Raw genomic sequence first — 21,995 nt, forward strand, 5'->3', positions numbered from 1 at the left:
TTTTTATGCGCCAACATCACTGGCCGTTTGCACGCGGTCCTCAATCGACACCGTAGTGCTCGACCTCGGGCCAATAGATGTCTTCGAACGCATCGGGTTGGTGAAAGTCGGGGCTGTTGTCCAAATCGTGACAGGACATGCATTTTTCACGAGCCTTTTCCAAAGGCAATTGCATCGACCGTCGCAGTTCGTCACGCAGCGTCGCCGCCGCGGTCGAACCATCCGCTTCGGCCGCAGCGTGTGCGGCACCCGGACCGTGACAGTTCTCGCAACCGTTGCCAGTCAGATGCGGTGTTTGGGCCAGCGACAGATACCCCGATTCGTAGGGATAGTATTCTTGGGGATTCCACCCGGTCACGTGACAACTGATGCATTCCGGGTCGAAGTGCCTGGAAATATCACTACGTTCGGCAGGCGGATGCACCAAGTGTTCGGTCGCTTCGGCATGGGCCGAACTTTCCCAAATTTCGTAAGCCGTCGTGTGGCATTTGCCACACGCTTCGCTGCCCACGAACTGTTGATTGGATGAATGTTTGATCGGCGGCAGCAGCCCCAATTCGCCCAACCCCAAATCACGCAGTTGGTCTTGATAGTCCTTCATCACCGCACGCATCTCGGGTGCGTCGCCGAATTCATGAGTCAAAGGGACGCGAGCGTACTTCATGGGCTTGTCGGCGTACAAACCGATTAGCCCGGCGTACATCCCTTTGTCTCCGGTAACAATGATTCGCGTTTTGGAACCATCAATCGACTCGGCCTGATAGGTCGGTTCACCGTAACCGCCGGCCACGACAATCAGATCGAACCCGCCAACTTTCCGGACCAGTTCTTTCGCGGATTCTTCTTTGCCAAAGTACAACAGCACGCTGAAATCAGGCGACTTGCCGGCTAGCTCGCTGGCCGCTTCCTTCGCCGATTTTTCGGGATCATTGACCAACAAGGAATCGTCGGGCGGAACCTCTAACGATTCGGGATCCAGAATACTGGTCACACCGATTTTCCAACCGTTCTTTTCGATCAGCTTGGTCTTGGGCACATATTCGGGGTCGAACAGAACGACATTGGCCGACACAAAGATTTCTTGTTCGGCCGCCAAAACCAACAGATCCCCCACGCCCAATCGAACGTCATCGGGGCCGAAACCGACCGCTTCGTATCCCATTTCGTTCAAGGCACGAACGGATTGCTGCAGCTTGATCGCAGCCTGACGTCCATAGCGGCGGACTTGATTGCCGGCATCCATCGGCAGCAACGGCCAACCCTTCTTGGCAAGTGAATCGATGAAGGTATAGCGTCGGGCGACGCCGCCTTTTTGACGATCCAATCCGGTACATCCACACGGTTCGATGTAACCATGCTGTTGCCCGCTGAAGACCAGCGTTAGCCCGGGCGTGTCCCAGGTGCGGTAATCTTCCGGGCCACCCGCCATGCCAGGAAATGCGGGGTCCAAGTCGACACCCGTGGGCTGCGAATCACCGGCGTCGGAAGCCGATCCCGCATCCGGTCCCGCCAAACTTGGCGAACCGTTTTCCATTCTTGGTGGACTGTTCTGATCTTCCGTCGAAGGGTCCTGCGGCGAAGGCGAATCCTTGGGATTGGGTTTGCTGGGGTCCAGACTTGGCGGCGTCGATGGATCGGCCGGCTTTTTGTCTTTCGAATCCAGCTCTCCCTTGGGCGTTGGAATCAACTCGGGCTGACGCGGTGGTTGCTGAATGACAGTCGCCTGCGCGATCCGAAAGGAATCGACAGCGGGCGCCGACGATTGGTCGCTCCACTGTACCCGATTGGTCGCTTCCCCCATTCGGATGGAAACCATTTGGGCGGGAGTCCCGGCAACGCCCAATAGCGGCGGTGGTTGGATTTCGGTGTCCGTCAGCACACCTGGATCGGCGGACTGACCGGTCGGCATCCCAACAGCCAGTTCTTGGTTCCGCGATGCAGCGGGATCCGCAGGCGCACATCCAACGATGGCCAGACCGGCCATGCCGGTGACGATCATCGACCGCAGGCGCAAGCTGAGCGCGACCGCCACTTCCCGACGACCGGGCGTGATCGACGGCAGATCCGACTGCGCCGGACGATCCTCCGGCGTTGCAAGAAAGGAGTCGCCAGACCAGAAATTCATTTCAAACATTGCGACCCAAACCTGTCTTTACGCCCCCCGGATTGCTAGCGACCTTCGATAGCAAACTTAAGCACAACCCGCATACGCGATGCTTTCGGATTGTCCGACTCAATCCATATCGAACCGTAGTCACCCTTATCTTTACCGAGACGTGAAATCGTCTTGTCACTGGGCACTAATTCGATCTTCAGCGGATACAAAACCATCGATCCGCGACTCTTCGGTTCGCCCAACTCTGCCCGAACTACCCCTTCGGGCTTAATCTTCCCAACCGTCAAAGTCGTATTGTCACGCTCTTCGCCCTTTAGAACAACAAACGTTTTTGCGATCAACGAGTCATCTGGACCAATTCGCCCGAAATCGTAAATGAATTCGGTGCCGACCTGAGTCAGCTTGCTGCTTTCCAGCATCCGCAGTGCACCGACGATGCGTCCCTTGACTGGAATCGACGCATACAACTTCGAATCGGTCGCAGACAGCTCCTCATCACCGGCGTCGTCGTCTTTGGTTTCCTGGCTAGTTTCGGAATCCGATTCGTCATCGGGCTGAGCCATGTTGAACCCGAAGACCAGGTTTTGCGAAATGTTGCCTTGCGGCAGCCCGGCTTGCACCTTCGCCGTCACTCGAAACGCCTGAACCGCTTTCTGGTTGCCGGTGCCGAAGTCGGCACGATCGAGTTCTTCGATGTCGAACTCGGAAAGGGCAGTCAGCTTTTCGTCCGAGAAACGCACATCCACGGGGTCGACCGGCTTGCTCATGAAGTTGTAGACCAGCCCGCTGACCTCGAACGGCTCGCCAGCCGCGATCTCGCCGAAGGTCCAAACCTCGGGGACCAATTGAAAGTCACTGACGATCTTTCCGGTGATTTTCAACGTGATCGCCACCATGCCTGGATCGTTGGTCAGCAGCTGAGCGGATTGCCCAAATTCGCTGCTGCCCGGTTTGACGGTCCAGGTCAGGGTGATATCAGTCTGTTCGCCTGGTTCCAGAACCGTCTTATCCAGTTCGCCAATCGTACATTTACAGGTCGAAGCGCCCACCCGCAGCCGCAACTGTCCCTTGCCGACGTTCCGCACCGTGAACTTCTTCTCGCCCTCATCCCCTGGCGACATCACGCCAAAATCGTGCTCGGTCTCTCCGTCGACCTGGACCCGGCCGTAGGTTTCGCTGGCCTCCTGGGACCGCAAATTGATGAATTTGGCCACGTTTTCGGGAGTCACATCGCCCCCCACACGAAAAGGTCCGAACTCCGAAGGCCGATACCCGTATCGCTGGTAATTGATGGTCCAAGCTGTGCCGGTGCCAATCAGCGCCGAAACGATGATCCAAACCCAAAGATTCTTCATGGTGATATCCGAATGAACAAAAACAATGCGTGATGGTCTCTACGCAGCGTATCGGGGACCGGTTCTGTCAGATCGACGACGCTTTTGACGATCCTTTGGCCCCGCGGGAATAAAGAATCCACCGACGGTCGTTTCCGCACCGATTGCCAAGGACGCCGTTGCCCCCATGCCAGCGACGACCGCTATGCCGGGTCCAACAGGCTGGCCAACAACTGGTCCGCCGGGCCACGAATCGGCTGGCTAGCGGCTCGGGGGCCGACGGGTTCGGCGGCGTAGATGGACTGCAAGTACAACGCCCGTTCCAAGTTCCCGCCGGTTTCCGACAATAGCTTGGCTTGCCGAGCCATCCGACGTGCCTTATCCATGTCGCCGGATGCCTGGGCGATGACGGCCAACTGGGCGATCGCCCATTGATCGGCCGGGCTCCACGCCACGACCTGATCGAAAATCTGCTCGGCCGCCGCAAGATCCTCGGCCTGGGAAAACCGCTGGTAGACATGCAACCGGTTCAGTCCGATCTGGCGGTAAACCGACGGATCCTGGCCCGCCCGATGCTTCGATTCATCCAGCCACCGCATCCACGCCTGACGCAGCGCACTGCTGGGGGCGTCGCCCGGTGCCGATGTCTGCTGGCGAACCATTTCCCAGCGGCATAGGTCGGCCATCCACATCGGTGGTGTGACGGCCCATGGATCGGCCTCGATCGCCTCGCCCAGCGACACGCCCGCCTTTCCCAATTGACCTGTGGACTGCGCATACTCGGCCATCGCCATCGCACGCTTCTGTGCCGATACCGGACGCAGCGAAACAAAGTTCAACGTCATGATCAACAGCACGCCAACCGCGGGGCCGGCCCACACAGCGAACCATTCCCCCTGGCCCGCTGCCTTCGGTACGGAGCCAAGCGTTTCAATTTCGACTCGAGTCAGAATGCCTGCGGCCAACCACACCCAGATCGCGACGCCGGGAACCGTCCATCCACCGGCCACGCAAAGATGCACCATCAAAGCCAACAACAACGCCGATGCAATCGCATCAATCTGGGACGATCGTAGCGACCGCAAACTGGACAGACTCCACCACCCAAACGTGATCGCGGCGGGCACTGCCAACAGCCCAACGTCCAGGTCTGGCATGCGACGCCCCACCCATCCCAAGAACCAAACCAAGATCAACGCTGCGCTTGCGCCACCAATCACCCATCCCCAAATCGGCGATCGGACTTCCCCATCGGTATCCGTCTGTCCGTCATCGGCGAATTCACGAACATCGGATCGCCGCCGCAGAGCAAAACGAACCCCTGCTGCCATGATCAACACCAACAGCACGGCCGCCACCCAGCCACCACTGGCCAGCGTTTCGAAAAAGAAATTGTGTGGATCCGAGATCTGCTCGGTCGTGCTGGATTCGCGGTAACGGGAATACATCAATCGAAAATTCCCTGGGCCAGACCCGAACCAAGGATGGTCCATGAACATCCGCCATGTCGCCCGCCAATACTGAAACCGAAATGCCAACGACGCGGGCGCCTGATCAATCCATTCGCGATTCCCGAACAACGCCAGCGCCGTCCCCATCGCCCCGCCAATCGCAACGATTCCGCCCAACGCGATCGCGATCACAGAACGATTCTTTTTGGGCGCATGCGTTGAAGCAATCCACAGCCAAGCGATCGCCGGCAACATCGCCAACATCGCCGATCGACTTCGCGCGGCCAACATCGCGGCAACGCAAATCGCCACCACCAATCCCCACCCGATGCGTTGCCCCCAAGTCAAACCAGCGAATTGGAACCGGAGGACACCGGCCCCGATCACGATGCCCACTAGCAACACGGCGGCCCAAGAATTGGCCAGTGCAAACGTCGCCGACGGTCCACCATCGAACAGCCGGTTTTCAAAACGCATCCGCTCGGCCGTTCCCTCGGGCGCTTCGATGCCAGCCAATTTCAGCAAGCGGTCCGGATCTGCTTGATAGGCCGCTCGGTTTTCCGGCAACGAGATCCATTGTTGATGCAAACCGTGCACCGCCAATCCAGTCGCGACCAGCACTGCCAACCACAGCACCGACCGCCGCATCGATTCGTCGGCGAACAAACGCCGAAACGCCAAGAACGCTGCGACACCGGCCACCCATACCCAGGCTTCATTGGTCGCCGACCGCAGGTTGCCAAAATTGGATCCCCAGTGCGTCGACGTTGCGATGGCGGCCAACATGATCCAACCGGCCAAGCCCCATGCCATCCACGGGATCGCCGATGAATCAGCGGCCAACGGGCGACGCCGCGATAACGCACCAGCCGCCGAAGTGATCGTTGCGATCACCAGCGCCAAGGTCGAAAACCATAGAGCATCTCCCTGTTCGACCGCGATACTATCGCTGGGATGGTAGGCCAAGAACACGACTAGCCCGGCCAACAAGCCCATGGCCAACCGAGACAGCAAGACACTGCGTGACACGGCAACGGATTCCGCGGTCGGAGCGTCGACGGATCGATCCTGGTTGGCAACCGCCGCGACCGGTTCACGAACTACTCTTCGTCTTTTCGCCATCCGGTGGATTCCAAAATGACGACCAACAGCAACATGCAGACGACGATGCCAAGCACCATCACAGCCTGAGTCACGGGAACTTGAGTCAATACAATCGCAGCCAATCCACAAGTTGCGGTGACCAGGTAAATGGTCAACACGGCCTGGGTACGACTCAACCCCAGGTCGACCAAGCGATGCGAAAAGTGACTACGGTCGCCAACGAAAAGACTGCGACCTTCGCGAATCCGAATTCCCAATACGGTGATCATGTCGTACAGAGGAACCGCCATCACGCATAGCGGCGCAAACACCGCATGCGGTCTCGGCTCGCCATCACCAGCAAAGGTCGCCATCAACATCGCAACGGCGACCAGGTACCCGATCAAATAGCTGCCTCCGTCACCCATGAAAATTTTGGCAGGTGGCCGATTGTGCCACAGGAATCCCAGCAGAGATCCGAACACCACCAACAACAACGCGGCGACAAAGAACTGTGGCTGTGCCGTTCCCGGGTCCGGTGTCATCAACATCACCGTGGCCATCGTGCCGGCAATGATCGCCGCCACACCACCCGACAACCCGTCCATGTTGTCCAACATGTTGAACGAATTGATTAACCCCACGATCCAGATCACCGACATCAGATTCGTCAACCAAGCCACACCGATGAAGGCGGTCAATCCAAATCCCATTCCGTAAACCACGAACGCAGCGACCGCAAACTCGATCGCCAACCGCAGGTACTCGTTCACGCCACGGCGGTCGTCTGTCACCCCAAGAACCGTCAACACTGTGCCGCCAGCCAGCACACACCAAAGGTTCCCTGCCTTGGACCACACACCATCCAACAAGGGCACCATGGCGGATGGCATTCTGGACTGCCACTCCGGTGCATGCCGTGCGAAAAAAACCGCCACGGTTCCGATCGCGAACGTACCCACGATGCCCAACCAGATTCCGATGCCACCACCAAGCGGGGTGGCGCGAGTGTGTGTGCTGTGGCCGGACATCGGTGCCAACAGCCCCAATCGGACGGCAAACCATCGGACCGGGTACAGCGAGAGCGCACAGATCACCATCGGCGGGACCACCGTCACAGCCAACAACCACCCGATCCACTGCGACAGGTCTGACAAGAGAATTGGTATCCGAAGGTAGAAGCGAGAAAGCGTCGACATCATAGCCTACGCCCATCCCTCCCCACCAGTTCACCAACAACGCACCCGGCAACTCCCCCCGGTCACCGCCTACGTCTTCATCCATCGGTCGATCACCGAATAGATCGCTTCGTATTTCCACCACGGCAAGTCGCCGAGCCAAGCCCGGGTCAGCAGCCAGAAATCCCGCACCAATGTAGGCCGGATCAAGGAGCCAAGCGACGCAGATCCGGCATCCAACCACCCCACATCCCCCCACCCAAAACACACAAACCACCCCGCGACAACACTTCGCTTGGTCCGACCACCGTCGAGGTAACGGCCGCTATCGATTTCGTTTGATCTCCTTCGATTACTCCAGCGCGGGAACACGCTTCCGAGGTGAAATGGCGATCCTCGCCTCCTTGGCCCCCATAAACAAACGACAAACCCAAAATCCGAACCGCTGCCGAATCCATACTCCGGGCCAATTGGAAACCCGCAGGTGCACTCCGGATGCGCGCCGGTCACCTTCACAGGTTGACGCAAACTCTGCTTTGCCCGTACTAAAGAGTCATCTGGTAGCACTGCTTGGGGCAGCAGGGCCCGAATTCACTGGCAAAGTCGCAACAGAGAGTTGGATGATCATCATCACGGACAAGTATGGGCAACTTGGAAATCGCCTGATTCGGTCCGCGCATTTGATCGCGGCGGCCAAGGAGCATGGAACATGCCTGATGGACCCCATGTTCGCACCCTACGCGTCTTACTTTAAGTCAACTCGAAACAGCGTTTTCTGTCGCTATCCGGTGCGAAAGAGCCTGCGAAGTAGTGAAAAACCTAGCCGGTTATGGCAACGGCGTCTGGCTTATCACCTGACTCGCGAATCAGCCCGCATGACCCAAAAGCTGACAGGTCCTCGGCTGGCGTCTCGCTTCATTCATCTCCAGGATGGCGAAGTTTACGACCTGAACGGATCGGATTTCCGAACCCGTCTAGAGTCCTCGGCCCCCCTTTGGCTAAGCGGTTTTTGGTTCCGAAGCGAGACCTTGCTGCAAACCCATCAAAACGAGGTCCGCCGCCACTTCCGCATCAGTTCGAAACATCAAGCGCCGGTTGATCGGAGGATCGCGGAAGCCAGACAGAGCGGCGACCGTCTGGTCGGCATCCACATCCGTCACGGTGACTATCAAACATGGCAGGGCGGACGATACTTCTTTCCCGTGTCCAAGTATGTTCAATGGATGCGAAGCATTTGTGAACAACTCGGCGGCAAAACTCAGTTCCTGGTGTGCGGCAACGCCGATTTGGATCCAGATCAATTTGCCGGGCTGAACGTCCACTTCGGCCCCGGGCACATGGTCGAAGACCTCTACGCGCTGGCGGCCACGGACTGGTTGGTCGGCCCACCGAGCACGTTTTCGCTCTGGGCGTCGTTTTACGGAAACGTACCGCTGACGATTCTGGAATCGGCCGATCAAACCATTGACGCAAATTCAGACATCACGTCGACCGAACTGGTCCATGCGGCCTAATTCGGGATTCCCACCCGGGACGATGGTATCGGTTCAGCCCGCCCAAGTCATTCCAAAGGCGGAAGCTTTTCAATCGCATCCGTCAGGCCCCAGCTATTGCTTGGGGCGACGTGCTTCCAGCCAGGGCAGTGCGATGGGCGGATTGCCCTTAGCCCAATCAGGCTGTGGGAACCAACGCAGCGGACTGTATCGGGGATAGGTTTCCCAAACCTCCGCAGCTTGCGGATCGGTCTGACGCAGGTCTCCGGTCGCGGTCAGGTAGGCCGTCAAGCGATCGGCCAAGTTCTGCTTTACAGCAGCGGACTTCGAATCGCTCGCTAAGTTATTCAGACATCCGGGGTCGACACGAATGTCGTACAACTCTTCGGCCGGTCGCTTGGCAGTCGCCAACAACAGCTTATTGGCCACCTCCGGTTCATCCACCTGTTCGACAAGCACACTCAGTGTTGGACCTGCATCGATGTCGTGATAACCGCCGCGGTCGGGCCCGGACTTGGAATGCACGACGTTCCCTTCGTCATCATAAGCCACCTCTTTGAAAACCGCTGGGGCACCCGCTGGCCAGCGTTGTGGTTTAAAGTTGCGGATGTACAGGTGCGTCGCTGTGCGGATACATCGGCACGGGTACCCCAACGTATTGAACCGGGATGACGAGTGACGTTCTCGCCCACTGAACACGGCCGTTCGGGGCCACTCTTGCTCGGTCGTCTGCCCGTCCATGCGACCTAGCAGACTGTAACCGGGCATCCGATCTGCATCCTGTGGCGTGACCTCGGCGGCGGCAAAGATCGTTTTCGTGACATCGATCAAACTGACCAAGTCGTCGCTGACCTGAGCCCCTGAAATGCTGGTCGGCCAACTGATGGCCAGCGGCATGTGGATGCCGTACTCGTACAAGTTGGCTTTGGCTGCGGGGAACGGCATCCCGTTATCACTGGTCACGATCACGATCGTGTTGTCCAGCTGACCGGATTCGGCCAGCCGATCCAGCATGCGTCCCAAATGTTGATCGAACCACTGGATTTCGTACAAGTAGTCAGCGATATCGTTACGAACGATTTCGTTGTCGGGCAAGAAAGGCGGCACAACCACTTGATCGGGATCCACTCCGTTCCGTTTGCCGATGCCGGGATCGTAGCTACGATGGGGTTCGTGGCTTCCGAACCAAAAGCAAAACGGTTGCCCCTCGGCTTGTTCGGCCAAGAAGTCATCGAAGTTGGCGGCATAATCCCGAGTCGACACTCCCTTGGGAGCCTTCATTTTCTGCTTCAGGTAAGCCTTGCCCGCCGGGTTATGTTCCCAGCCCGTAGCCTTCCCCGGACTCCATCCTTTCCCCGTCATTCCGACGTGGTATCCCGCCTCGGACAGTTGGCTGGTGAAGACGGGCAGATCGGTCGGGAACGAACTGGCGTGCGTGCCAGCCTCGCGAATCTGCCAGACTTCTCGCCCGGTCAGAAACGCTGCTCGCATCGGACTGCACCCGGGTGCCGGTGTAAACGCCTGGTTGAACAACACACCTGCCCGAGCCACTCGGTCGAACGACGGCGTCTGTACCGCCGGATCCCCGTAGGCCGACGTGTGTGGATAGGATTGATCGTCCGCGATCGCGATCAAAATATTCGGACGGTCGGCCTGTGCGATGACCACGCAAAGGAAGCACCATACGAGTGCAAGAAAGATTCGATTCATGTGGATCCGCAAGGCTTCAGAGCAGAGAAACTTAAGCCGCTTAGTTTACCTGAACCCTTGGCCCAGTGTTCAGCTTGCTGGTCGACGTTTCGGTGCACGTCTGCGCAACGCCACCCCCGTGATCGCCACAGCCGCCACGAACCAAGTCGTCGGCTCGGGAACAGCGGTCACACCCAACGAACCACGCCACGCCAGCCCATAGTCGACAGCGCGGTCACCGCTGACATGCAAGCGATAGTTCCCTTCCGTCAAGCCGGTCAGGTAGATGTGTTCGAAATTGTCGACGCTACTGATGCTTTGATCGATCAGCGATCCACTGGAATCGAACAAGGCAAGATTCAAGTCGGCCAAGCCACCGCCGAACAACGGATCAAGGCTCGGCTGGAATCCATCGTCGCTGAGGTCGGAATCTCCCACGTCAATATTCCACTGCAGGAAAATCGACAGTTCGTCCATCACCTGCCCACTGGCGACTTCGAAGTCATACAGAAAATCGGACGCAAAGTCCGCGGGGCTATTGAAGTCGTATCCAAACAATCCCACGGAAGTTGTGGGGATGGCGATGCTGCCTTCGAATTCGCCACCCTGCACGATTCGATAGCTGTTGTAAACGTTCAATTCGCCCGCACCATAAACGTCGTCGATCGGACGCGTGGTTGTTCGATCCCAGTCGAAAAACTCGTCTTTCGTTGCCCCGGCCATCAAGATCGCTCGCATCGCCTCGACGTTGGTCGCATTGGTACCGGCGGCTGCTTCGTGCAGCAGCGCCGCGGCCGACGATACCTGCGGCGTTGCCGTGCTGGTCACCGAGGCTGGCGAGACAATGTCGGGGCGTTGTCGGCCGGCGCCGTTGATGACCGTGGTCCCATGTGCATGATTCCCGTCGCTGCGTCCCACGATGATGGCGTTGTAACTGCCTGCCAACAGGTGCGGCAAAGTGGTTGAGTTCCCATTGTTGGAACCGGCGACCATCAACACGTTGTCGCGATTGACGATGTAGTCCACGCGCTGCGAAAAGTTCTCGGCAAGCGGTATCTCGGCTGCCGTTACATTTCCAATGTAACTGTGGTTCATCACCGAATATGGATGGGCCACCGGCGCGGTCACAGTGCTTAACCCCGATGCAACATCGATCCAATCATTGGCGTCGTAGGCAGCGATGTTGGTCACCCCTGGCGCGATGCTGGTCGTGTTGCCAAAGAAAAAGTTAGCGACACCGGTGGCATGCGTACTGGCTGCCGGATTGGTGCCCGTTAGATCCGTGATCGTTTTGCCACTGAAATTGGGCGTTCCCGTGTTGGGCAAATAATTGCCACCTACCAGAGCTTCGGCCATCGCCACGTCGACGCCTGCGCCCGTCGGCGTGGCTGCGCCCAATTCGGTCGCCAACTGGGTGAATCCCACATCGTCACGCCAATCGGCCGACGCGATGGGAATTCCCCCGATCAAAAACCCCGAACTGACGATCATCCATTGGAACAGTCGATGCCGAGGGCAAAACGCATGGAACGACATGGGCTAAAAGCTCGTTGGACCAAAAGAAAAGAACGAAGTGCATTCGGGGGAAGCAACGGAATGCTTGATATCGCCGTCCATACTAGGCACCATTGTAGTTACGCGGGAGGTTATATTCCCGCGTTCAGCCCTACCGGTGCGAAGTACGCCAATGACTCGGCCGAACCACCCCCTGGCCGAACCAGCCCACACCCCCACCTTCAGCCCCCTCGAAAGTAGAGTCCTCCCTTATGCCACACCGATTTTTAGTCATCGCCGTCTTGTTGCTGACCGCGACGACGGTTCAAGCCGAGTTGAAATTTTCGCCTGTGTTTGGCGATTCGATGGTCGTTCAACGCGATAAGCCCATCCACGTTTGGGGATGGACGCAGCCCGGCACCAAGGTGGCGGCGGAGATCGCTGGCCACACAGCCAACGCGGTCGCGGATGACCAAGGACGATTCGATTTAAAACTGGACGCGCTGCCTGCAGGCGGCCCCCACGAACTGGTGGTCCAAGCCGACCAACGACGCGTATTTGAAGATGTGCTGGTTGGCGAAGTCTGGGTCTGTTCGGGACAATCCAACATGCAGTGGAACGTCGGCAGCGCCAACGACGCCGACCTCGAATCCCTGACCGCCAAATATCCCAACCTGCGTTTGATCACTGTCCCGCAAGTTGGAACGCAAGAACCGCAAGACGACTTCAAAGGCCAATGGCAATCTTGCACGCCCCAGAGCGTGAAAGACTTTTCCGCAGTCGGCTATTTCTTTGGCCGCCAACTGCATCAAACCTTGGACGTACCGGTCGGATTGATCGACAACTCATGGGGCGGATCGTCTGCCGAAGCTTGGGTGCCACGCGACGTCTTGAAATCCGAAGGTCAATACGACGAACTGCTGGCCAAATGGGATGACCTCGCCAAAACATTTGACTTCGATGCCGAGCTAGCCAAATGGAACGAGAAAACAGAGAAGTGGAAGGCTGATGGCAAGAAAGGCCGAGCCCCCCAACGTCCTCGCGACGTGTTGTCCGGACAACACCGCCCAGCGAACCTTTACAACGGTGTCCTGCATCCCATCCTGGGCTACACCATTCGCGGTGCGATCTGGTACCAGGGCGAATCCAACGCGGGGCGTGCCTATCAGTACCGAGACCTGTTCCCGTTGATGATCCAAACTTGGCGTGATCATTGGAGCCAAGACGAATTTCCATTCTATTGGGTCCAACTAGCCGATTTCCGAGCCGAGGTCAGTGAACCGTCCGATAGCGATTGGGCCGAACTTCGCGAAGCTCAAACGATGACCATGTCGCGACTGCCCGCGACTGGCGAAGCCGTCATCACCGACCTCGGTGAAGCATCCGACATCCACCCCAAAAACAAGCAAGACGTTGGCAAACGGCTGGCACGTTGGGCGCTGGCCAAAGACTACGGCTACAACATTCCATATCGCAGTCCAACCTTTGCGTCGCTGGAAGTCAAAGGCAACAAGGCTATCGTGAAATTCGACCATGTCGGTGGCGGCCTGGACACCTTTGACGTCAACACCCCGATTGGTCTGACGATCGCTGGCGATGACCAAAAGTTTGTCTCGGCTAGCGGCAAGATTGTCGGCAAGGACACGATCGAAGTTTCCGCCGCCGCAGTGAAGAACCCGGTCGCCGTTCGCTACGCCTGGGCCGACAACCCAGTGGCGAACCTGCAAAGCAGCGAAGGGCTGCCGATGACGCCATTCCGCACCGACCAGTGGCCCGGCATCACCGCCGGAAACGTCAAGTAGTCGCCAAATGGCAAGATTCGACCGACCCACCTGCGGCGGGTGAATCCCCCCGCAGGTTTCTAAAAAAAGCCGCACGCCCCCCGTGGGCGTGTGGCCCGCATTGAACGGGCAAACGCAGGTGATTGGCCGCCGATTGACGCGACCATCTTCTCTTCTGCGGGCTGACCACTTCCGAGCAATCCGGTAGGCTAAACAGAGCGTCTTGACGCTCCGTTTGCTTCGCCCAGTGCAAGGATGATCCCATGTCAGATTTGGTCGCCGATCCAGCCGTCCCACAGCCCGCCAAACCCTTCGTTCACCTTCACTGCCACAGCCACTATTCGCTGTTGGACGGGGCTGGTGACATCAGTCGTTTGGTCAATCGGGCGGTCGACCATGGGATGAATGCGCTTGCGCTGACCGATCACGGCAACCTGCACGGTGCCCTGGAATTTTATCGGAAAGCCAAGGCAGCCAGCATCAATCCGATCATCGGATACGAAGCCTACATCGCGCCCGGTTCCCGGTTCGAAAAGGGCGGTGCCAGCAGCAGCAAAGACGCCAGCTATCACTTGACCCTGCTGGCCAAGAACCACGTCGGTTACAAGAACCTGATCAAGTTGGCCAGTGCTGCTTCGCTAGAAGGATTCTATTTCAAGCCGCGCATCGACAAGGAAATCCTGGAACGACACAGCGAGGGCATCGTCTGTTTGTCCGGGTGTGTCAGCAGCGAATTCAGTCGCGCCGTGATGAAGGGCATCGATACGGCCGAGGTGGAACGCGAAGCACGCGACATCGCCGGTTGGTTCCAAGGTGTGTTCGGCGACCGTTACTTCATCGAGATCATGAACAACGGGATCGAAATCCAACGACTGCAATTGGAAGGCGCGGTCGAAATGTCCAAGCGGATGGGCATCCCCTTGGTCGCCACCAGCGATTGTCACTACGTCAATCAAGAGGACAGTGAAGCCCAAGACATCATGCTGTGCATCAACACCGGGCGTTTCCGAACGGACACGTCGCGGATGAAGATGGAGAACGATCAGTTCTTTCTGCGCAGCCCCGACCAGATGTACGAGAGCTTCCCGGGTTTGGAGGATGCCTGCGCGCGAAGCCAGGAGATCGCCGACTCGGTCGACATCGAGATTGAATTCAACAAGTACTTCTTTCCGAACTTTGAATGCCCCAACGACGCTACGCCGCTGGATTACCTGCGCGAACTATGCATCAAAGGATTGCTGGAACGTTACGAAGGCGACGACGAACGGATCGTCGATGGCGAGCTGTCCGAAGAAGTGATGGCTCGGTTGGACCGCGAACTAGAGGTCATCCGCAAACTCGGCTATCCGACTTACTTCCTGATCGTTTGGGACTTTGTCAATCACGCCCGATCGATCGGTATCTCGGCCACGGCCCGGGGCAGTGGTGTGGGGGCAATCGTTTGCTATGCGCTCTACATGTCGCACGTCTGTCCGCTGCGATACGACTTGCTATTCGAGCGGTTCTTGGATGAAAGCCGTACCGAGCCGCCTGATATCGATATCGACTTTGAAAAAGAACGTCGAACCGAAGTCATCGATTACGTCAAAGAACGCTACGGTTCCGAGATGGTCTGCCAGATCGGTACGTTCGGAACGTTGGCGGCCAAGGCAGCGATCAAGGACGTCGGGCGGGCGTTGGGCGTTCCGCTTGGCCGGGTCAACCAGATCACCGAAATGGTGCCGGACGAACTGAAGATCACGATCAAAAAGGCACTCGAAAAGAGCGCCGACATGAAGATGTCGTACGACGGCGACCCCGAGGTCCGGGAACTGTTGGACCTAGCGATGAAGATCGAGGGGTTGGCACGGAACATCGGCACGCACGCCGCGGCGGTGGTGATCGCCGACAAACCGCTGGACGAATACGTTCCGCTGACCCGTGTGCCCGGCAAACAAGACGTCATCACCCAGTGGTCGATGAACGACGTCGAAGCCTCTGGCCTGTTGAAGATGGACTTCTTGGGGCTTCGCAACCTGACCATCCTGTCGCGAACGGTCAAGTTCATCGAACAGACCACCGGCAAAACCGTCGACCCGTTGAAATTCCCGCTGGACGATCGCGAATCGTATTTGCTGCTGCAGCGGGGCGAAACGAAGGGTGTGTTCCAGCTGGAATCGGGCGGGATCCGCGACTTGCTGTGCCGGATGAAGCCGGACACATTCAACGACATCATTGCGACCGCCGCGCTCTATCGGCCTGGTCCGCTCGAAGGCGGGATGGTCGACGACTACGTGAATATCAAACACGGACGTCAACAACCCGAGTACAAGCACCCGGTGCTGAAAGAAGTCCTGGAAGAGACCAACTCGATCATGGTCTACCAGGAACAGGTGATGCGGATCCTGAACCGTCTGGGCAAGATCCCGCTGGCCAATGCGTACACCTGCATCAAGGCGATCAGTAAAAAGAAAGAGTCGTTGATCAATGCGAACCACGATGCGTTCATCGTCGGTGCGGTTGAAAACGGACTAGCCGAAAAAGATGCCGATGACATTTGGAATCTGATCGTCAAGTTTGCTGGCTACGGTTTCAATAAATCGCACAGTACGGCTTACGCCTTGCTGGCCTATCAAACCGCGTATCTGAAGGCGCACTATCCGGTCGAGTTCATGGCCGCACTGCTGTCCAGTGATATTTCGGGACGCAACTTTGTCCGCAAAGATGCGTTGATCGAACACATGGAAGATTGCGAACGGATGGAGATCGAGGTCGTCCCGCCCTGCGTCAATCGCAGTGCGGCAGACTTCTCTGTCGAAGGCAAGCAAATCTTCTTTGCAATGTCAGCCATCAAGGGCTGCGGCGGAGCCACGTCGATCGTGATCGAAGAAGAACGACGGCAAAACGGCCCCTTCAAGGACATCTTTGATTTCTGTGAAAGAGTCGATCCGAGTGCCTGTAACAAAAGCGCGATCCTGACACTGGTCAAAGCCGGTGCGATGGATTGCTTTGGCGCCAAACGCAGCCAATTGGCGGCAGTGATCGAACGCGCTGTCCAAGCCGGCGCGGCGATCCAGGCAGACAAAAAGAGTGGGCAAACGAGTCTGTTCGGCGCCTTCGAGGACGAAGAAGACGAAGAGGAAGCCGCCCCAACGCCCATGCCGGAAATGGAAGAATGGCCCGATCGCGAGAAGTTGATCGCCGAAAAAGAGGTCCTGGGATACTATCTGGACAGCCATCCGCTGGCTGAATTCGAAGCTCGCCTGAGTGCATTCCGCACCCACATGACCGACAAACTAGCCAACGTCAAAGACCGCGGCGAAGTCGTGTTGGGTGGCATGATCAGTTCGGTCAAGATTGCTCACACCAAGAGCCCCAAACCCGGACAACCGTCGAAGTACGCCAACTTTGACCTCGAAGACATGCAGGGCGCCATCCGATGCATCCTGTGGCCCAAAGGGTTTGCCGACTGGGGCGATCGAGTGATCCCCGATGCAGTCGTCCTGGCCCGCGGCAAGGTCGATCGTCGAGGTGGTGGCGACGAAGCAAACTTGATCATCGACGAATTGATTCCGTTCGAAGACCTTGAATCCCGCTATACCCACGGGATCCGAATCATGCTGAACGAAGAAACGCATGATGGGCCGACCGTCACGCGACTGAAAGAAATCGTTCGCGGCTATCCGGGCACCCAAGAACTGCTGTTCACGATCAAGCTGAACGAAGGCGAAATCGTTCAGCTGAAAGCGGACAAAAGCCGCGTCGATATCACTCCCGAACTTCGTGACCGAATCGACGACTATCTTGGCCAGGGCAGCTATCGCCTGCTGATGACAAAACCGAGATAGTTTTCAAGCGACGCGATCACAACGCTGCCAATGACACCACTTCCCCCCTTTGGATCGTTGATTCATCGGGTGAACGATAGGCCGCCGGTGGTGGCACCGTCCAGCTTGAAGGTGAATCCGGTGGCATTGCCGATCCACTGGCCTCGCATTTGTTGCTGATCGCCCGATCGGATCAGTGTCAGTTGGTCGCCGGCCAAGTCGTAGCGACCCGAGAAAGAATTGGACGATCCGGCCTTGGTGGCTGTCCAAGTGAACTGGCCGTCATCATTCAAAACCAGTTCCACCGACTGATCGCCAGGCAACGAAACTTTCCACGCCCCCGTGCTGGGCGATGAAACCGCAGCGGTCGACGCGGCGGTGAACTCGGGAATCAGCGACGACACGGCCGCATCGGTGGTGGGCGCCGATTCGCGGGTCAGCGATGCCAACATCTGCAGAGCCGATGGGGTCCCCGTCGATGCTGCGGCAGGCGACACGGGTGCCGGAGCCGCCAAGGTTGCCGGCTGTGACGATGCTGGTGGTGCCGCGGCCCGCGACGATGGGGCAATCGGGGCCGGTGCCTGCGTCAGTGCGGGTGCGGGTGCGGGTGCAAATGCCTGAGTCGGGGCTGGTGCAGGTGCCTGATTCGGGGCGAATGCGGGTGCAGATGCCTGCCTCGGTGCGGGTGCGGCCTGTGCGAAGCCGGGCTGCGACTGGATCGGCCGAGCGTAGGAAGAATGCCCGTAGGCCGGTTGGGAATGAACAGGTTGCGGGTGGACGTATTGCGTGTGAACCGAAGCAGCGTAGGTCGGACGAGCCGAAACGTAGCCGCCACTGTGTCGTCCGAAGCTGCCGCCGAAACCGCCCGAGAAACCGATGCTGCGTCCGCCGCTGCCGCCACAAGCCACTGCCGAGACGCCGCTTACTGCACTGCAAGCGATCACGCCGGCGATCATCAGTCGTTTGAAATTCTTGGTCATGGCTAGGTTTCCTTGGAAAGGGAACAGGTGGGGGTGGATGCGGTCGGCGGCCAGTCGTTTGCTCGCCAAGATTCCAAGCGTCCTCCAGTCCGATGTGTTACGAAACTTTCGCTGGAAACTTCGAAAACGAAAAATGGGGCGTGATCAGCCCGGGATTCCCCGCCGCTGATTCGCCCCCTTTTCCCGAGCCAACCCCCGTCGCCTCGTACCTGCGATCACTGAGCCAACCAGGACGCCAGCGTTTCGGCGGATGTCTTGGAAGACGCTTTGGGCTTCAGTTCCTTGCTCATCGCGGCTGCGATCCGAGCCACATACTCGATCGTGCCTTTGATCGCTTCGTCCGGTGCGGTCGCGTCCAGCTTGGCGACATACAAGACCAGGAATTCACCGTCGGATTTCTTTTCGATCGCCCAGGCTCCGATCTTGGTCACCGAGCTCTGACGCAGCAGACGGTTCATCAGTGTCGCCGTCGGTTCTTCCTTGCTGACCTGAACAAGCGACCAGACTTTGCGAACATCGGCTCGCTGGAAGTACTCGGTGTCCTTGGCGACATAGACGGTTTGAGTCGTTTCAGCGGCGATCTTGTGCTCGATTTGGTAGTGACCGGTCGCGTTAACGGAGTGCTCGATGCCGGCGTCTTCCAACAGTTTCTTGCTGGCGATCGGTGCCGTCTTCCAACTGCTGGCCAACATCGCCCGAATTTCGGACACGTCCACACAGAAGCTGATCAGCGTGTTGGCGGGCGAAAACGACTGGGCCAGTGCAACCAGTTTTCCGTCGGCGTTCACGATCGGGCCGCCGCTGTCGCCAGGCTGAATGGGGCTTTGAGTTTCGACGGCGCGAAAGTCATGTTCGCCGTGGTTGGACTTGAATTTCTTGTCGTACACCGCTCGTACCGAACCGGTCGTCGAAACCCACATCACATCGCTATTGCCGGGGTTTCCGACCAATTCGATCGTGGATCCGGGCTTGCTACTGCTGTCGGCCAGCTCGATCGCCGTCACGTCTTCGGGCACCTTGGGCAGTTGAATCAGAGCCAAGTCGCGGCGGCGGTCCACGGCCACAACCTTGCCGGGCTGAGCCAAAGTTAGGACGTTGTCCAGATAATGTTTGCGTTTGACATTGGGAATGCCGTCCTTGATGTCGGCAAAGAACACCACGGCGGTGCGGCTGTCGCCGACGACGTGGGCGTTGGTCAGCACGATTCGTTTTTCGGCATCGACCAAAACGCCCGTTCCAGTAGCCGTTTCGTTGTCCGCATTGCTGGTGACGATCCAGGCGGTCGATCGAACGACACGAGCGTAGGTGTCCGCGTCGGCGCGAGCGGTCACGGCGATCGTGCAACCGATCAGCAACAAGATTGCGCGGCCCAAGATTGGCGATGGGTTCGATGCGTGGGGCACTGGAGCAGACATGATGGTGAACCTCGGACGGGGACTTGGGGGGTGTTTGGCTGTATCACTCAGCGGCAAGTCGACCGAAATGTTACGAACCCCGGCGGAAAAAACACCGAATGTCTTGGCCACAGTCGCTACGGCGTCCCCAAACCCGATCCGCAACCGTAGCGAGACTCGCCAAGAGTTTCGGCCTCCATTCATCATCGCGTGGGAAAGAGGACGCCGGCAGAATGATGATGGGGGGCAGCGTGGGGAAAGTAGTTCGAGTTCGAGTTTAAGTTCGAGTTTAAGTTTTTGGGCCGCATGTCAGTGCCCAACTTGAACTTGAACTTGAACTCGAACTTGAACTCGAACTTGAACTTGAACTCGAACTCCCCAAACCCCAACAAAAACGACCATTGGGACGCTCCTCCGCTGCCCCCCAACAAGTTTTCAAAACTTTTCGGTAACACATTCCGGCGGCTGTCGCTTGGTGGGTTAGTCAAGTGACGCCCAGCGACGACCGAGACACGGCAGACTCACGATCGCTTTCACCCCACCACCCTGCCACGCCAAGGAATGTTTCCGATGTTCAAGAAAATGATGTTTGCGATTGCTCCCATGATGCTGATCGCCGGTTCGGTTGTTGCTGATGACGATCTGCTTTCGGCACTGGCCAAGATGGATGTCGACCAAAGCATGGTGTCTGGGGCCGACATCGCTGACGCCAAGTTGGGGCAAGCCGATGTTGACGCCTTGCTGGGCGATGACGATGCCAGCAGCGAAGACGCCATCGCCGCTTGCTACCGCCGATTCCGAGGCGGATACGGCCGACACTACAGCAGCTATGGAAGCTACGGACACCGCCACTACGGATCCAGCTACACCACTTGGCACAACCCTTGCCACACGTCGTACCGCACCTACACCCACTGCTACACCCCGGTCTACTGCCCACCGACCTACTCGTACTACACCCCCAGCTACACCAGCTATTGGGGTTGCCACTAAGCACACCACATTCGACCTAGCAGCCGCCATCCCCAAGCTCGGCTCACTCTCCCCAAGCTCGGCAACTCTAGCGATCGCAACTCCAGTGATCGAAGTTGTCGGGCTTCTTTCGTACTCCCATTCCATCATCCCAACCGACCCCATGGTGATCCCGATGAACGTCTACTCTGTTTGCCGCTACGTGGCCTTTGCCAGTCTGGCCACAACGATCTTGTTCTGTTTTGCCGCTGTCGCTCGCGGCCAAGAAATCCAAACCTGGCAAGTCCTGCACGGAAGCCACCGCTGTGATCACGTGATCGCCCAGGTCATGCGGCACGGCGTCAACCAAAGCGTGGACCGGTCCGCGGGCGTTGGCTTCACGGTCGCAACCCCCAACGGATTTGCGACCACACCAACATCCGAAATCGGCGACCTTGACATCGTGTCGGTACACCGCTGCGATACCGCCGACGGCAGCGTCGCACCTCAGTTCGCCGTCGTCGTGATGAACCAAAGCCAACGCGAAATCAGCGACGTCGAAGTATCGCTGGTCGCGTTGCTCGGTCAAATTCATCCGCACTGCCCCACCGCGACATCCTTTTCGACGCCGATCCCGCCCTGCACGGCGGCTGAGGTGATCGTGACGCTGCCGGTCGAAGCATTGTCGATGGGGAATCGATTTGGCAGCGTTGTCGGTTTCCAAAGCCTGGTCGTCTGTATTGACGGACACGACGAATGGGTCGAAACGAACGAAGCCAACAACATCCTGGCGATAGGCGTGGGGGACATTCCCGTTGCCGCGCCGGCACCTAGTGCTGGTGCTGACGCATCGCCCGTGATGAAGTTGCCCACGATGGAGTTCTCTGGGGATGAGTTGCCGACGATTGCACCGGGAACGGTTGAACCGATCGGGTCTGGTCAGGTGGGGCAAAATCCAGCGGGCGTGATGCCTACGTTGGATGGTGCAACCGCGGTTGCTCCCAATGGGGACACGGACGCCGACTCGCTTAGGATGGCGGTCGAGAAGCTTGGGGTTGCGGATGCGGATGCAGCGAGTCGGCCGTTTTGATGGGGGTGGATGGGAGGTGTTTGCGCCTTCTTACGGTCCCCCCTCACCCGGTCCCCCCTCACCCCCGCCCCCTCTCCCCCACGTTGGATGCGAGCAGAACTCGCATCCAACGCGGGGGAGAGGGGAGGCAGGCTTCGGGGGAAGCGAGTGTGGAG

13 protein-coding genes are annotated in these 21,995 nt (G+C 58.2%); 5 read left to right on the forward strand and 8 right to left on the reverse strand.

Annotation, left to right across the window (positions count from 1 at the left end; all coding sequences use genetic code 11):
* Window positions 1–40: 40 nt before the first annotated feature.
* From K227x_RS23650 to K227x_RS23665, 4 genes are all read right to left on the reverse strand, one after another.
* Window positions 41–2,125 (reverse strand): multiheme c-type cytochrome, encoded by a 2,085-nt coding sequence (locus tag K227x_RS23650; protein ID WP_246146144.1) that lies wholly within the window; start codon window positions 2,123–2,125, stop codon window positions 41–43.
* Window positions 2,126–2,169: 44 nt separating this feature from the next.
* The gene (locus K227x_RS23655) at window positions 2,170–3,471 is read right to left on the reverse strand and encodes a DUF1573 domain-containing protein (protein WP_145173713.1); all 1,302 of its coding nucleotides are present in this window, start codon (window positions 3,469–3,471) and stop codon (window positions 2,170–2,172) included.
* Window positions 3,472–3,653: 182 nt separating this feature from the next.
* Entirely contained in the window at window positions 3,654–6,023 is a 2,370-nt protein-coding gene (locus K227x_RS23660) for an O-antigen ligase family protein (RefSeq protein WP_145173716.1), read from the reverse strand.
* Complete coding sequence (locus K227x_RS23665) at window positions 6,002–7,141, reverse strand: MraY family glycosyltransferase (RefSeq protein ID WP_246146146.1); 1,140 nt, start codon at window positions 7,139–7,141, stop codon at window positions 6,002–6,004. Before K227x_RS23665 ends, K227x_RS23660 begins: the two co-directional genes overlap by 22 nt.
* Window positions 7,142–7,782: 641 nt before the next feature.
* Between K227x_RS23665 and K227x_RS23670 the strand changes: the two genes are divergently transcribed.
* Entirely contained in the window at window positions 7,783–8,676 is an 894-nt protein-coding gene (locus K227x_RS23670; RefSeq protein WP_145173719.1) for an O-fucosyltransferase family protein, read from the forward strand.
* A gap of 93 nt (window positions 8,677–8,769) precedes the next feature.
* Here K227x_RS23670 and K227x_RS23675 read toward each other — a convergent pair whose 3' ends face one another.
* Window positions 8,770–10,365 carry a sulfatase family protein gene (locus K227x_RS23675; protein WP_145173722.1) on the reverse strand — a complete coding sequence of 532 codons (1,596 nt, stop codon included), beginning with the start codon at window positions 10,363–10,365 and terminating at the stop codon, window positions 8,770–8,772.
* A gap of 69 nt (window positions 10,366–10,434) precedes the next feature.
* Window positions 10,435–11,880, reverse strand: a complete 1,446-nt coding sequence (locus tag K227x_RS23680; protein ID WP_145173725.1) for a hypothetical protein — start codon at window positions 11,878–11,880, stop codon at window positions 10,435–10,437.
* A 230-nt stretch (window positions 11,881–12,110) separates the two neighbouring features.
* Here K227x_RS23680 and K227x_RS23685 point away from each other — a divergent pair, with 230 nt between their 5' ends.
* Both K227x_RS23685 and dnaE read left to right on the forward strand, forming a co-directional pair.
* The gene (locus tag K227x_RS23685) at window positions 12,111–13,640 is read left to right on the forward strand and encodes a sialate O-acetylesterase (protein WP_145173728.1); all 1,530 of its coding nucleotides are present in this window, start codon (window positions 12,111–12,113) and stop codon (window positions 13,638–13,640) included.
* Between the two features lie 242 nt (window positions 13,641–13,882).
* Window positions 13,883–17,446 carry a DNA polymerase III subunit alpha gene (dnaE, locus tag K227x_RS23690; RefSeq protein WP_145173731.1) on the forward strand — a complete coding sequence of 1,188 codons (3,564 nt, stop codon included), beginning with the start codon at window positions 13,883–13,885 and terminating at the stop codon, window positions 17,444–17,446.
* A gap of 62 nt (window positions 17,447–17,508) precedes the next feature.
* Here the strand turns inward: dnaE and K227x_RS23695 are convergent, their stop codons facing one another.
* Complete coding sequence (locus tag K227x_RS23695) at window positions 17,509–18,405, reverse strand: hypothetical protein (protein ID WP_145173734.1); 897 nt, start codon at window positions 18,403–18,405, stop codon at window positions 17,509–17,511.
* A gap of 215 nt (window positions 18,406–18,620) precedes the next feature.
* Window positions 18,621–19,820, reverse strand: coding sequence for a S1 family peptidase (locus tag K227x_RS23700; RefSeq protein WP_145173737.1), 1,200 nt, complete (start codon window positions 19,818–19,820; stop codon window positions 18,621–18,623).
* Window positions 19,821–20,369: 549 nt separating this feature from the next.
* Here K227x_RS23700 and K227x_RS23705 point away from each other — a divergent pair.
* Together K227x_RS23705 and K227x_RS23710 are read left to right on the forward strand one after the other, a co-directional pair.
* Window positions 20,370–20,792, forward strand: coding sequence for a hypothetical protein (locus K227x_RS23705; protein WP_145173740.1), 423 nt, complete (start codon window positions 20,370–20,372; stop codon window positions 20,790–20,792).
* Between the two features lie 154 nt (window positions 20,793–20,946).
* Window positions 20,947–21,840 carry a hypothetical protein gene (locus K227x_RS23710; protein ID WP_145173743.1) on the forward strand — a complete coding sequence of 298 codons (894 nt, stop codon included), beginning with the start codon at window positions 20,947–20,949 and terminating at the stop codon, window positions 21,838–21,840.
* Window positions 21,841–21,995: the final 155 nt, after the last annotated feature.

The organism is Rubripirellula lacrimiformis (assembly GCF_007741535.1).
In the GTDB taxonomy this organism is placed as follows: domain Bacteria; phylum Planctomycetota; class Planctomycetia; order Pirellulales; family Pirellulaceae; genus Rubripirellula; species Rubripirellula lacrimiformis.